The organism is Steroidobacter agaridevorans (genome assembly GCF_009932555.1).
In the GTDB taxonomy this organism is placed as follows: domain Bacteria; phylum Pseudomonadota; class Gammaproteobacteria; order Steroidobacterales; family Steroidobacteraceae; genus Steroidobacter; species Steroidobacter agaridevorans.
Genome location: NZ_BLJO01000002.1, coordinates 706,796 through 719,079, shown reverse-complemented (window position 1 = coordinate 719,079; position 12,284 = coordinate 706,796). Strand labels below are relative to the sequence as shown.

The window sequence follows — 12,284 nt, the reverse complement described above, 5'->3', positions numbered from 1 at the left end:
TGCCTGGGGTGAGGACGATGTCGATGTTGAATCACGTTCGAGCAGCCCTGCGTGTAACGATCGCGGCCACGGTGCTCGTTGTCGCATCGGCGCACGCAGCGCCGCCGAGCGATCTCGATCGCTACGTAAAGCGCGTGTTCGATACCTTCGAGACGCCGGGCATGGCGATCACGATTGTCGAGCGCGGCAAGGCGCCGGTCGTGCGCACTTATGGCGTTCGCCGCATGGGGGAGGCGGCCAAAGTCGACGAGCAGACGATGTTTTCGATGGGCTCGACCACGAAGGCTTTCACAAGCGCCGTGCTGGCAATGCTCGTCGATGAAGGCAAGCTGTCGTGGGACAGCAAAGTCGTGGATTTGCTGCCGGGATTCCGCATGTACGATCCGTATACGAGCAGCGAGATGACGGTGCGAGATCTACTCGTTCATCGCAGCGGCCTGGGTCTCGGCGCCGGCGACCTGATGTTTGTGCCGGAGACGACGCTGACTCGTGCGCAGATCGTCGAGAAGCTTCGTTACATCAAGCCTGCGACGAGCTTCCGCAGCGGCTATGCCTACGACAACATGCTGTACGTGGTTGCCGGCCAGCTGATCGAAGCGGTTTGCAAGGACACGTGGGAGAACGTCGTTCGCCAGCGCATCCTCGCGCCGCTGCAGATGGAACATACGACGACCTCGTCAACGACGCCGCCCGGCGCCAACAAGGGTTGGCCGCATGGACGTGTGTCGACCGAGCTCCGCGGCGTCGGGCCGATGACGTCGCTGCCGAAGCAGATGAGCTTCGACAATTCAGCGCCAGCCGGATCGCTCAACGCCAGCATCGCTGACGTTGCGCGTTGGCTCGAATTGCAGCTGGGCCGTGGCCTTGATCCTCGCACGAACGTGCGTCTGTTCAGCGAAGCTCAGTCTCGCGAGATGTGGACCGGTCAGACACTGATCCCGGTGGCCCAGAACCCGAAGCCGCTCGAGCTCGCTCAGGCTAACTTCCGTGCCTATGCGCTGGGCTGGGGTTACAGCGATTATCGTGGCCAGCCGATCGTTTCCCACGGCGGCGGCGTGTTGGGCAGCGTTGCGCTGGTCGTGATCGTTCCTGGCAAGGACGTTGCGTTTGCGATGATGACCAATTCGGAAGAAACCTCCGCGCTGGCAGCGGTCCAGTATCGATTGCTGGATCACTATCTCGGCCTGTCGAGCCCCGATTGGATCGGCGCACTTAATGATGTACGCAAGGCAAGAATCGCAAAGGGCCAGGAAATCTTGGCAGCCGCGGCGCCGACTGCGCCGGCGCAGGGCGGGAAGGGGCCATCGCTCTTACTGGAAAAATATGCGGGCAGCTATCGAGATGACTGGTATGGCGGCGTCACCATCGAGAATGGCGGTGACGGCCTGTCGATCCGCTTCGAGCACACGCCGGCATTCTCGGGCAAGCTCGAGCACGTCCAGTACGACACCTTCCGCACACGCTGGACGGATCGGACGCTGACGGAAGACGCATACGTGACCTTCTCGCTGCAGCCCGACGGCTCGATCGCCACGATGACCATGAAGGCCATCTCGCCACTCGCCGACTTCAGCTTCGATTTTCAGGACCTGCTGTTCAAGCCGGTGCGGAGTACGCGTTAGACGTTAGATCTCCGCAAGCCGATGGACGGTGTCCGGATAGCGCTGCACCAGGCGAATGAGCAGCGCGGCTTGAGCGTTGGGCCTGGCGCGTCCCTGTTCCCAATTCTCGAGCGTCCGAACGTTGGTGCGGAGGTAGCCCGCGAACAGCCCGCGTGAGAGATTCATGTCCGTGCGTACTTTTGTAAGCTCGCGAGGCGTGATCTTCGGGGCGGGCTTGGCTTTCACCGTATGAGTACGCAGCGTTCGTTTGCCAGCGCGGTGTTCGGCGAGTGCATCGAAGCCATCCGACAAGTCGGAAAATAAGTCACGCTTCTTTTTCATGCGCCTTCCTCACATTCAATTCAGCCTTGACGAGTGCCTTCAGCGCCGCTCGTTGTTTGGCTGTCAGGTCAGACATCTCATCCTTGCCGTACAACGTGAATAACCAGAACTCAGGCCCGCCGGTCCAGTAGTAGTAGATCACTCGCAGCCCGCCACGCTTGCCTTTGCCACGCCGTACATCGGCGAAGCGCAGTTTTCTGAGACCGCCGGTCTCCTCGATGGGATCACCAGCTTCCGGATTGGCCATGAGCGTGTCTAGCAACCGCCGAAAGCCATCGTCATCGAGGTAGGCGGAGCGATGGCGCTCGAAGGCTGGCAACTCAATAAAAACGGCGTGCATGTAAGTATACGCAAGTTACGTAGAGAGCGCACTCGGCGTATAACTTACAGAGCGTGGAGGGGGCGAATTCGCCAGATATGTTCGCGTTTTGCGGCTTATTTTGCCCCTGTGATGTCGGCTTCCGGGTTAGGGGAGCTTGATCAGCGCCGCGAGTAAATGACTTCGCCGCCACGGATGGCGCAGCGGACGGAGGCGAAGTTGCGAGGTGAGTCGGCGGGGTCGGCGTCGAGTACGACGAGGTCTGCAGCCATCCCGGCCGCGATGCGTCCTCGTGAATCCTGCTCATTCCATCGCGCGGCTGGGGTTGTGGTCAGGGAGGCGAGCATTTGCATGGGCGTCATGCCCGCTTTCGCCAGCAGCTCGTATTCGCGAGTCGGATCGTAGTCGGTCATGTAACCCACGTCAGTGCCAAACAGCACCTGGCCGCCGAGCGTCGCGAATTTGCCGAACTCGGTCAGAGTCTCGTTCACGAGCCGTTCGGCGATATCCGCTGGGACGCGTTGTTTGTTCAGCTCATAGGGGAAGAGTTGCAACGTCGGCGTCATCGAGACTCCGGCGTCGCGCAGTTGTTTCATCAGTGGCTCCGGCCACGGCGCCGGCGCCCCGAGCGGCGGGTGAGTCAGGATGTCGACGTGGGCGGCGAGCGCGTCCTGGATGCCCTGGATGTCGGTCGGATGGGCGAACACCAACTTGCCTCGTCGGTGTGTTTCTTGTACGGCGGCGCTGGCGATGTCGGCGGGCATGCGCTTGTTGGTGCCGTCACCTTGCGGAGTTGCGATGAAGAGCTTGGTTCCGTCAGTGCCGGCATCCAGGTTCTTGCGCACGATCTGCGCCGCTGCGTCGGCGGAGTCGGGTTGCGGGAGCCGATCGAGCAGCTCCTTGGGCATGTGCGAGATATAAATCGGTAAGCCGTGCGGAGGAAAGAGAGCCAGGCCCACTGTGAGGATTCTCGGTCCGCGCAGCTCGCCTTTCTCGATCCTGCTCCGCAGAGCCAATGTGTTTTCGCCATCGGAAGCGACATCGAAGACAGTCGTGTAGCCGTAGCGCGTCAGCATCCGCGTCAATGCAGCGTCGAGCTCTGCGGCCGGCCGCTGTCGAGCGTTGCTGAACTCCTCGCCGGTGAAGTGGACGTGACTGTTTTGGAAGCCCGCCACGATTACGCCGCCATCGCACTGAGAGTGCTTGTTCTCGGCCGTCGCGCGCGACTTGCCGGTTGTGACCGATTCGATCTTGTTGCCCGCGATGATGACGTGGCCACTGACCGGTGGCGCATTCGGGGCCGGATAGATCTTCACGCCGTCCAACGTCCAGGCCTGCTGGGCCTGAGCCACTGATGATACTATTCCGGTGAGAGCCACCAGCAAGACGCCCAGGCAACGGTTCGACATGCTTCAGCTTCCTTGAATCGACGCAGCGTTGTGACTTGCCAGGCGCCGAGAAAGTTGCAGTCTGGCGCTTTTAGGATCTGAACAGCCGAGTGTACTGGGTTTCGTGTCGCGCGCTGGCGAGCCCTTGCATGACTGCGCAGGCGCCGATGCCTTCATCGTCGATATCGAACGCCTGCACCGCGATTTCTTCGAGCAACGGCACAAGGGCGTGCAGCATGCGCTGTCCGGCGCTTTGTCCGAGCGGTACGAGCTTCACGGCTGCGAGAACCTGATTCTCCGCCCAAGCCCATGCATACGCCTGCAGGACTTCGTCCTCACCGATGTTCCAGTGCACGCAGGCAACAGCGAACATCTCGGCGTAGCCGGGATGGTTCCGGCTTGGAAGCCTCGCGCCGAGCTCTCGCAAGATGCGAGCCAGTGCGGATCCCATATGGCGGTCCTCGGCACGCAGTTCTTCCGTCTCTCGAGCCGCCAGCAGGAATCGGCCCCACCGTTGCAGCCCATCGTCGTCGCCAAGGCGAGCGGCACGATGCAGGCGGAGCAGCACCGGCAGATCGAGCGTGCCGATGGCACATCGAGCAACGCCGGCTATCCATTCGAGCGCGAAGGGCTCGTCCTTCACCCAGCCTGCTTCGACGGCATATTCCAATCCTTGCGAGAAGTGAAAAGCGCCGATCGGCAAGGCGGGGCTCGCCAGATGCAGGATGCGAAGCAGGTGAGTGCTACCCGAGCGCATGCGGAGCAAGTGCGGAATGCGAGTGCCCACCATAGGCGCCAGCCTCGGGCTCGAAAGGCGCTTCTTCGATTGTGACGGCAAGACCCAGGCCGCGGACCATTTCGTCGAGCACGTGATCGTGTTGATAACGAACCCAGCCAGGGCCGATCTGCAGCGCGACGTGTCGATTGCCCAGATGATAGCTCGCCCGACACAGCGCCAGCGGCTCGGAGGCGCGCACTGTCGAAACCGTCTCGGGCTCCGCGACGACTTCCACGACGCGGCCATCCTCCGCAAGCAACAGATCTCCGCCGCGCAGGATCGATCCACGCTCGAGGATCAGGCCCACTTCTTCGCCAGTATCCAAGGTGGTGCGCAGACGGCTCTTGTTCCGCAATTGAAACGGCAGCACGAGCTTCACGTCAGCAGGCGTCGTGGAGGCGGGCAGCTTTCGAGTGATATTCAGCACAGAGGTCAACTTCAGAACAGGAAATATCGCTGCGCCAGCGGCAACGCTTTCGCCGGCTCGCAGGTGAGCAGCTGGCCGTCGGCGCGCACTTCGTACGTTTGCGAATCCACATCGATCGTCGGCTGATAGTCGTTCAGCACCAGATCGCGCTTGCGCACAGTACGCGTTCCCTGCACGGCGACCAAGCGCTTATCGAGCTTCAAGCGCTCGGCCATGCCGTTCTCCAGCGCGGCCTTGGAAACAAAACTCACAGACGTGGCGGACCGAGCCCGACCGAGCGCGCCAAACATCGGACGATAGTGCACGGGCTGCGGCGTAGGAATTGACGCATTCGGGTCGCCCATGGGAGCGGCGACGATCATGCCGCCTTTGATGATCATCGCGGGCTTCGCGCCGAAGAACGCCGGGCGCCACAGCACGATGTCGGCGAGCTTGCCGGCCTGGATCGATCCGACTTCATGCGCCACACCGTGCGTCAGGGCTGGATTGATCGTGTACTTGGCGAGATAGCGACGCACGCGAAAGTTATCGTTGCGTGCCGTGTCCGGCGCCAGCGAGCCCCGCTGCACTTTCATCTTGTGCGCCGTCTGCCAGGTGCGTGTGATGACTTCGCCAACGCGGCCCATGGCCTGGGAGTCGGACGAGATCATCGAAAAGGCGCCCAGGTCGTGCAGGATATCCTCTGCGGCAATTGTCTCGCGGCGGATGCGCGATTCGGCGAACGCGACGTCCTCGGCAATGCCGGGATCCAAGTGATGGCACACCATCAGCATGTCGAGATGCTCGTCGATGGTGTTGACCGTATAGGGACGAGTTGGATTGGTCGAGGAGGGCAGCACGTTGGCTTCGCCGCAAGCCTTGATGATGTCCGGCGCATGACCGCCACCGGCGCCCTCGGTGTGATAGGTATGAATCGCACGTCCCTTGAACGCGGCGATCGTGTCTTCGACGAAACCGGACTCATTGAGCGTGTCCGTATGGATGGCGACCTGCACGTCGTATCGGTCGGCAACGGCGAGGCAATTATCGATGGCCGCCGGTGTCGTGCCCCAATCCTCGTGCAGCTTCAATCCCATGACGCCCGCTTCGATTTGTTCCTCGAGCGGGCGGGGCAGACTCGCGTTGCCCTTGCCGAGCAATCCGAAGTTGATCGGCAGCGCCTCGACGGCCTGATACATGCGCTCGATATACCAACGGCCCGAGGTGCACGTGGTCGCGTTCGTGCCGGTCGCGGGACCGGTGCCGCCACCGATCATGGTCGTGATGCCGGACATCAATGCTTCGTCGACCTGCTGCGGGCAGATGAAATGAATGTGCGAATCGATCGCCCCCGGCGTTGCGATGAGCCCTTCGCCGGCGATCACTTCGGTGCCGGCGCCAATCACGATGTCGACGCCCGGTTGCACATCCGGATTGCCGCCCTTGCCGACGCGGACGATGCGCCCATCCTTGATGCCGATGTCGGCCTTGACGATGCCCCAATGGTCGATGATCAGCGCGTTGGTGATGATGGTGTCGACGACGTCGGCGGCGGTGCGCTGGCTCTGGCCCATGCCGTCGCGGATGACTTTGCCGCCGCCGAATTTCACTTCCTCGCCGTAGATCGTATGGTCGCGCTCGACCTCGACGATCAATTCGGTGTCGCCCAGGCGCACGCGGTCGCCCGTGGTGGGCCCGTACATCTCGGCATAGGCGGTCCGGCCGATGGAGGTCATAACTTGCCCATCACCTTTTGATTGAATCCATACACCACGCGATCGCCGTCGTACGCAACCAGCTCCACTTCGCGCTCCTGGCCGGGCTCGAAGCGGACCGCGGTCCCGGAGGCGATGTTCAGGCGAAAGCCTCGCGTCGCCGCTCGGTCGAAGCGCAGCGCCGTGTTGGTTTCGAAGAAGTGATAATGCGAGCCGACCTGTATCGGCCGATCGCCGGTGTTCGCCACTTTGATGATGACGGTGGGGCGGCCGACGTTGAGCTCGAGCTCGCCGTCCGCGGGAAACACTTCGCCGGGTATCATGAAGTCCTCGCGTCGATCTGCGTCAGGCGATGGGCTGGTGCACGGTCACGAGCTTGGTGCCGTCTGGAAACGTGGCCTCGACCTGGACGTCGGGGATCATTTCGGCAATGCCGTCCATCACGTCGTCGCGCGTCAGGATGGTGGCGCCATAGCTCATCAGCTCCGCAACCGTCTTGCCGTCGCGCGCGCCTTCCATGATCGCGGCGGAGATCAAGGCGACCGCCTCGGGATAATTCAATTTCAGGCCGCGAGCCTTGCGTCGCTCGGCGAGCAGCGCGGCGGTGAAGATGAGCAGTTTATCTTTCTCTCTTGGTGTCAGTTCCATGGCGTGTCTCAAGTTGCCCAGATGCGGGGCGGCACGGCCGGCCGCTCCAGCAAAGAGGGCCGCAATGTTTTCCAGGCTTCGACGAACGCGCGCTTGATCGGCTCGGCCTGCGCGGCGAGCGCTCGGCAGACCAGCACGTTATCTACCAGCGTGACCCCGAGTTCGACATTCGGCGGTTGCACGTTCCGGACAGCGTCGACCGTCACGCGTGTCGCAGGATAGGCAAGCAATGTTCCGATCGACTCATGGCCGCCCAGGCCCCAGCCCGTGCTTCCAGAAATGCGCAACCGATCGATCAATAGCGGCGCGCCGGCTTCCCACAATTCCAGGTGCAGACGCAGCTCGCCGCGATCGAACGGTTGCTTGCGAGCCGGCAGGCCGAGGCAGGCGATCTCCCAGCCGATGAACCTGGCGCGCGCTGACAGCTCGATGCGAGTCACACTGCGCACTCTGGCATCGGGATAGAAAATGCTTTCCTGCGGTAACCATTCCAGCGTCGCTCCATCGGCACGCAGAATCTGCTCCTGTCGGGCCGTGCGGCCATCGCTGCGATAGAACTTCGCCGCGGCCGGCGTCGTTAGCAAGGCGTGCGCGTCGTTTCCTGTTTCGACGTGCAACTGCAACTCGTCGCCACCCACGACGCCACCGGGTGGATGAACGATGTAAGCGTGACAAACATCGCCCTCGGGATAGAACGGTCTCTGCACGAGCAGCGGGCCGTGATGTCGTCGCGCGACAATGCGTGTTCGTCCGGCGGCGCGGGCGAACGTCAGTTCCAGCCGTGCGCGCCATCCCGACGTTGGCGATTGCTCGCCGACTGCGCTCATACCGTGAGGTGCTGGCGTACCAAATCGTCCGTCAGCTCGGGAATCTTCCCGCCCGCGACGACCCGGCCCTTGTCGAGGATGCGGAACTCGCTCGCCACGCGGCGGGCAAAAGGCAATTTCTGTTCGACCAGCAGCACGGTGAGGTTCGCCTCGTGGTTGAGCCGCAGGATGATATCGCCGATTTCATGAACGATGTTGGGTTGAATGCCTTCGGTCGGCTCATCCAGGATCAGCAGACGCGGCTCCAGAACCAGCGCACGGCCGATGGCGAGTTGCTGCTGCTGGCCGCCGGACAGGTCGCCGCCGCGACGACGTAGCATCTTCTTCAACACCGGAAACAGCTCGAAGATCTGTTCCGGAATATCGCGGACTTTGCGCTTGCGTGCCGACAGGCCGATGCGAAGGTTCTCTTCCACCGTCAGCTGCGAAAAGATTTCGCGCCCCTGTGGGACGTAGCCGATGCCAAGGCCGGCGCGACGATCGGCCGCGAGTCGATTCAGGTTCTGTCCGTCATAGGAAACCTCGCCGGTCGCGGGCAGCAGGCCCATGATGCAGCGGAGCAGGGTGGTTTTGCCCATGCCGTTGCGGCCCATCAGGCAGGTGCACGAGCCGGCGGCGATGCTCAGGTCCACATCCCAAAGAATGTGGCTGCCGCCGTAGAACTGGTTGAGCTGTCGGATTTCCAGCATCGTTCGTCTCTGTCACTCGCCCAGATACACTTCCACGACGCGTGGATCGTTCTGGACTTCATCGATCGTGCCTTCCGCCAGGACGTGGCCCTCGTGCAGCACGGTGACCCTGCGCGCGATGGAGCGGACGAAATCCATATCATGTTCGACGACCATCACGGAATGTTTGCCCGCGAGCGAGAGCAACAGCTCGGCGGTGCGCTCCACTTCCTGCGGCGTCATGCCGGCCACCGGTTCGTCGACGAGCAGCAGACGCGGCTCCTGCGCGAGCAGCATGCCGATCTCCAGCCATTGCTTCTGGCCGTGCGAAAGCATGCCGGCACGCATGCTGCGGCGATCCTGCAAGCGAATGGTTTCGAGTACCTCTTCGATACGTTCGTGTTGCCGGCGATCGAGCGGGGAACCGAGCGTCGTCCAGATCGTCTTGGTGCCGGCGACCGCCAGCTCCAGGTTCTCCATGACGGTGTGCTGCTCGAACACGGTGGGTTTCTGAAACTTCCGGCCAATGCCCGCTTCGGCGATCTGCGGCTCGCTCAATGTCAGCAGGTCGGTGGTCTGGCCGAACCATGCCGAGCCGGCATCCGGGCGCGTCTTGCCGGTAATGACGTCCATCATCGTGGTCTTGCCGGCGCCATTCGGCCCGATGATGCAACGAAGCTCGCCGGCGTCGATATACAAGGTCAGTGCGTTGAGCGCCTTGAAACCATCGAAGCTGACGCTGATGTCTTCGAGATACAGAATCGTGCCGTGCGAAGTGTCGCCGGGCGCTGGGCGAGCGCTTCTCGCTCCGGCGCCGAATACCTTTTGCCAACCGTTACGAAGAGCGGTGGTGGCGTTCATGCGGTCACCGCTCGAGCAGCCGGCTCGCGTGACGTGAATTTATCTGCGAGCCCGACGACGCCCTTCGGCAGGAACAACGTGACGATCACGAACAGCGTGCCCAGCGCGTACAGCCACAGCTCGGGGATGGTGGCGGTGAAATAAGTTTTCGCGTAGTTCACGAGCACAGCGCCCGCGACCGCGCCATACAAGGTTCCGCGGCCACCCACCGCCACCCAGATGACGATCTCGATGGAGTTGATGGGCTGGAATTCGCTGGGATTGATGATGCCGACCTGCGGCACGTACAGCGCCCCGGCAATACCGGCGAGCACCGCAGAGAATGCGAACACCCACAGCTTGTATGACTCGACGCGATAGCCGATGAATCGGGTTCGGCTTTCGGCGTCGCGAATCGCCTGTACCACCCGACCGGCACGTGACAAGGTGATGTAACGGCAGGCGAGATAGCCGAGACCGAGCGCGACCGCCGAGGCTACAAACAATGCGACCCGAGTTCCGGGCGCGTTGATATTCGCGCCGAGGATGTCTTTGAAGTCCGTCAGGCCGTTGTTGCCGCCAAAGCCCATGTCGTTGCGGAAGAAGGCGAGCATCAGCGCGTAGGTCAGCGCTTGCGTGATGATCGACAGATACACGCCGGTGACGCGCGAACGAAACGCCAGCCATCCGAATGCCAGTGCCAGCAGCCCGGGCACGACGATGACCATGAGCGCGGCAAACCAGAACATATCGAAGCCGTGCCAGAACCACGGCAGCTCCTGCCAATTCAGGAACACCATGAAGTCGGGCAGCACCGGATCGCCATAGACGCCGCGCGTGCCGATCTGCCGCATCAGATACATGCCCATCGCGTAGCCGCCGAGTGCGAAGAACGCTGCGTGTCCGAGGCTCAAGATGCCGCAATAGCCCCAGACCAGGTCCACGGCGATGGCGAGCAGGGCATAGGTCATGTACTTGCCCATGAGCGTCATCGTGTAGCTGGACAGGTGCAAGGCCGAGCCTTCCGGAAATGCGAGGTGCATGATTGGCGCGGCGACGCCGACAGTCAGCAGCAACGCAAGAAACACTTGCGTGCCGCGCTCGCCGGCGAGAAGTCGGATCGCTGGATGAGATGTCTGCATGTTTAATTCTCGGCGGCCCGGCCTTTCTGCGGAAAGAGGCCACGCGGGCGTCGCTGGATGAACAGGATCAGCGCGATGAGCACGAGGATCTTCGCGAGGACGGCGCCCGCGTACGGTTCGAGCGCCTGGTTCACGACGCCGAGCGACATACCGCCGATGAGCGTGCCCCAGAGATTGCCCACGCCGCCGAACACGACGACCATGAACGAATCGATGATGTAGCTCTGGCCGAGATTCGGCCCGACGTTGGTGAGCTGGCTCAGTGCGACGCCGGCGACGCCGGCGATGCCCGAGCCCAGCCCGAACGTGAGCGCGTCCACCCACTCGGTGCGCACGCCCATGGATTTCGCCATCGCGCGATTTTGCGCCACTGCCCGCACTTTCAGGCCGAGCGAAGTCTTCTTCAGGACCAGTTGCAGGATCGCGAACACGATCAGCATGAACAGCACGACGTAGAGCCGGTTGTAAGTGATCGAGAACGCTTCGTTGATCTGCAGCGAACCGGCCATCCACGCCGGGGTTTCCACGGGGCGATTGTTGGCGGTGAAGATGTCGCGCACGATCTGCTGCAGCACCAGGCTGACGCCGAAGGTGGCCAGCAATGTTTCCAGGGGGCGGCCATACAGGAAGCGCATGATGCCACGCTCGATCAGGACACCGACGCCGCCCGCAACCAAGAAAGCGACCGGTATCGCGACCAGCACCGAGGCGCCAATGTGTTGCGGCATCAGCAGCTGAATCACGTAAGTGGTGTAGGCGCCGAGCATCATCAACTCGCCGTGCGCCATGTTGATGACGCCCATGACGCCGAAGGTGATGGCAAGCCCGATCGCAGCCAACACCAGCACCGAGCCCAGGCTCAGGCCGAAGAACAATGTTTCCAGCGTGCGATAGAAGCTCCGCCAGTTGTCGATCTCGTTGAGCGCGGCGCGCGCCGCGTTTCGCACGTTCTCATCCGGCTCTGCGTAGCTGCCGTCGTCGGCCTTGGTCACGAGGGCGCTGAGCCGGTTGAAGGCTTCGGGATTCAGGCTGCCTTCGAGTTGTTCGACGGCGGCCAGCCGAACGGCGGCATCCGCGCTATCCAGATCTGCGATGGCCAGGCCGGTGCTGATGGCAGTACGGACCGCATCGTTCTTTTCGGAGCTTTGGCGCGCACGCAGGATCGAAACGCTGTCCGCATCCAGAGAGCGCATTAGCTCGTTCACGGCGGCCAGTCGCACATTCGCGTCGGGATCGGCCAGGTCGAAGCTGGCCAACGCGCTCTTCAATGTTTTACGCAACTGGTTGTTGGTCGTGATCTTGGTGTAGTCGGACGCCTCGGCGGTGCCTGCGTCGGACATCGTGAGCGGGTCTAGTAATCGCAAGCTCGCATCCTGCGCAGCGGCGATGAACACGCGCCTGTCGTCTTTTCGATAATAGAGAGTGCCTTCGAGCAACGCGTTCAGCACGGCGCGCGTGTTGGCATGGCGAGCGTCGAGCAACTCGCCGACGGCGCGTTCCTTTTGTTTGAAGTTGGCCGTCGCGAGATGGCCGAGCGCCTGCTCGAATGAAGTCGACTCGGCAGCGGCAGCTGGGCGCGCGAGCATCCCGACGACCAGGAGGAGCGCGAG

The 12,284-nt window shown here is 62.4% G+C and carries 14 protein-coding genes; 1 reads left to right on the top strand and 13 read right to left on the bottom strand.

Features of this window, described 5'->3' with window-relative positions; all coding sequences use genetic code 11:
- Positions 1-17 precede the first annotated feature (17 nt).
- Positions 18-1,622: a serine hydrolase gene (locus GYH35_RS09925; RefSeq protein WP_202624207.1), complete on the top strand. Its 1,605-nt coding sequence runs from the start codon at positions 18-20 to the stop codon at positions 1,620-1,622.
- A 3-nt stretch (positions 1,623-1,625) separates the two neighbouring features.
- Here the strand turns inward: GYH35_RS09925 and GYH35_RS09920 are convergent, their stop codons facing one another.
- The 13 genes from GYH35_RS09920 to urtB form a co-directional block, all read right to left on the bottom strand.
- Positions 1,626-1,943, bottom strand: coding sequence for a helix-turn-helix domain-containing protein (locus tag GYH35_RS09920; protein WP_161828288.1), 318 nt, complete (start codon positions 1,941-1,943; stop codon positions 1,626-1,628).
- Positions 1,927-2,283 (bottom strand): type II toxin-antitoxin system RelE/ParE family toxin, encoded by a 357-nt coding sequence (locus GYH35_RS09915; protein WP_161828287.1) that lies wholly within the window; start codon positions 2,281-2,283, stop codon positions 1,927-1,929. Before GYH35_RS09915 ends, GYH35_RS09920 begins: the two co-directional genes overlap by 17 nt.
- A gap of 140 nt (positions 2,284-2,423) precedes the next feature.
- Positions 2,424-3,671: an amidohydrolase family protein gene (locus tag GYH35_RS09910; protein ID WP_161828286.1), complete on the bottom strand. Its 1,248-nt coding sequence runs from the start codon at positions 3,669-3,671 to the stop codon at positions 2,424-2,426.
- Between the two features lie 70 nt (positions 3,672-3,741).
- Entirely contained in the window at positions 3,742-4,440 is a 699-nt protein-coding gene (locus tag GYH35_RS09905; RefSeq protein ID WP_202624206.1) for an urease accessory protein UreF, read from the bottom strand.
- The gene (ureE, locus tag GYH35_RS09900) at positions 4,394-4,855 is read right to left on the bottom strand and encodes an urease accessory protein UreE (protein ID WP_161828285.1); all 462 of its coding nucleotides are present in this window, start codon (positions 4,853-4,855) and stop codon (positions 4,394-4,396) included. The genes GYH35_RS09905 and ureE overlap by 47 nt, the downstream gene beginning before the upstream one ends.
- Positions 4,856-4,866: 11 nt before the next feature.
- The gene (gene ureC, locus GYH35_RS09895; RefSeq protein ID WP_161828284.1) at positions 4,867-6,570 is read right to left on the bottom strand and encodes an urease subunit alpha; all 1,704 of its coding nucleotides are present in this window, start codon (positions 6,568-6,570) and stop codon (positions 4,867-4,869) included.
- Positions 6,567-6,872 carry an urease subunit beta gene (locus GYH35_RS09890; RefSeq protein WP_161815802.1) on the bottom strand — a complete coding sequence of 102 codons (306 nt, stop codon included), beginning with the start codon at positions 6,870-6,872 and terminating at the stop codon, positions 6,567-6,569. The genes ureC and GYH35_RS09890 overlap by 4 nt, the downstream gene beginning before the upstream one ends.
- Before the next feature lie 22 nt (positions 6,873-6,894).
- A complete protein-coding gene (gene ureA / locus GYH35_RS09885; protein WP_116811514.1) occupies positions 6,895-7,197 on the bottom strand; it encodes an urease subunit gamma in 303 nt (100 codons plus the stop codon).
- 8 nt (positions 7,198-7,205) lie between these two features.
- Entirely contained in the window at positions 7,206-8,024 is an 819-nt protein-coding gene (locus GYH35_RS09880) for an urease accessory protein UreD (protein ID WP_161828283.1), read from the bottom strand.
- Positions 8,021-8,713, bottom strand: a complete 693-nt coding sequence (urtE, locus tag GYH35_RS09875; RefSeq protein ID WP_161815800.1) for an urea ABC transporter ATP-binding subunit UrtE — start codon at positions 8,711-8,713, stop codon at positions 8,021-8,023. Before urtE ends, GYH35_RS09880 begins: the two co-directional genes overlap by 4 nt.
- 12 nt (positions 8,714-8,725) lie before the next feature.
- On the bottom strand, positions 8,726-9,553 hold the full coding sequence (urtD, locus tag GYH35_RS09870; RefSeq protein ID WP_161815799.1) for an urea ABC transporter ATP-binding protein UrtD: 828 nt from the start codon (positions 9,551-9,553) through the stop codon (positions 8,726-8,728).
- Positions 9,550-10,674 carry an urea ABC transporter permease subunit UrtC gene (urtC, locus tag GYH35_RS09865; RefSeq protein ID WP_161815798.1) on the bottom strand — a complete coding sequence of 375 codons (1,125 nt, stop codon included), beginning with the start codon at positions 10,672-10,674 and terminating at the stop codon, positions 9,550-9,552. Before urtC ends, urtD begins: the two co-directional genes overlap by 4 nt.
- 2 nt (positions 10,675-10,676) lie before the next feature.
- Positions 10,677-12,260 (bottom strand): urea ABC transporter permease subunit UrtB, encoded by a 1,584-nt coding sequence (gene urtB / locus GYH35_RS09860; RefSeq protein WP_161828415.1) that lies wholly within the window; start codon positions 12,258-12,260, stop codon positions 10,677-10,679.
- Positions 12,261-12,284 lie beyond the last annotated feature (24 nt).

What these genes read in the sequence shown, in the direction of transcription:
- GYH35_RS09925 (WP_202624207.1), top strand. Translation starts at nt 18, where the DNA reads ATGTCGATGTTGAATCACGTTCGAGCAGCCCTGCGTGTAACGATCGCG.
- GYH35_RS09920 (WP_161828288.1), bottom strand. Translation starts at nt 1,943, where the DNA reads ATGAAAAAGAAGCGTGACTTATTTTCCGACTTGTCGGATGGCTTCGAT.
- GYH35_RS09915 (WP_161828287.1), bottom strand. Translation starts at nt 2,283, where the DNA reads ATGCACGCCGTTTTTATTGAGTTGCCAGCCTTCGAGCGCCATCGCTCC.
- GYH35_RS09910 (WP_161828286.1), bottom strand. Translation starts at nt 3,671, where the DNA reads ATGTCGAACCGTTGCCTGGGCGTCTTGCTGGTGGCTCTCACCGGAATA.
- GYH35_RS09905 (WP_202624206.1), bottom strand. Translation starts at nt 4,440, where the DNA reads ATGGTGGGCACTCGCATTCCGCACTTGCTCCGCATGCGCTCGGGTAGC.
- ureC (WP_161828284.1), bottom strand. Translation starts at nt 6,570, where the DNA reads ATGACCTCCATCGGCCGGACCGCCTATGCCGAGATGTACGGGCCCACC.
- GYH35_RS09890 (WP_161815802.1), bottom strand. Translation starts at nt 6,872, where the DNA reads ATGATACCCGGCGAAGTGTTTCCCGCGGACGGCGAGCTCGAGCTCAAC.
- ureA (WP_116811514.1), bottom strand. Translation starts at nt 7,197, where the DNA reads ATGGAACTGACACCAAGAGAGAAAGATAAACTGCTCATCTTCACCGCC.
- GYH35_RS09880 (WP_161828283.1), bottom strand. Translation starts at nt 8,024, where the DNA reads ATGAGCGCAGTCGGCGAGCAATCGCCAACGTCGGGATGGCGCGCACGG.
- urtE (WP_161815800.1), bottom strand. Translation starts at nt 8,713, where the DNA reads ATGCTGGAAATCCGACAGCTCAACCAGTTCTACGGCGGCAGCCACATT.
- urtD (WP_161815799.1), bottom strand. Translation starts at nt 9,553, where the DNA reads ATGAACGCCACCACCGCTCTTCGTAACGGTTGGCAAAAGGTATTCGGC.
- urtC (WP_161815798.1), bottom strand. Translation starts at nt 10,674, where the DNA reads ATGCAGACATCTCATCCAGCGATCCGACTTCTCGCCGGCGAGCGCGGC.
- urtB (WP_161828415.1), bottom strand. Translation starts at nt 12,260, where the DNA reads ATGCTCGCGCGCCCAGCTGCCGCTGCCGAGTCGACTTCATTCGAGCAG.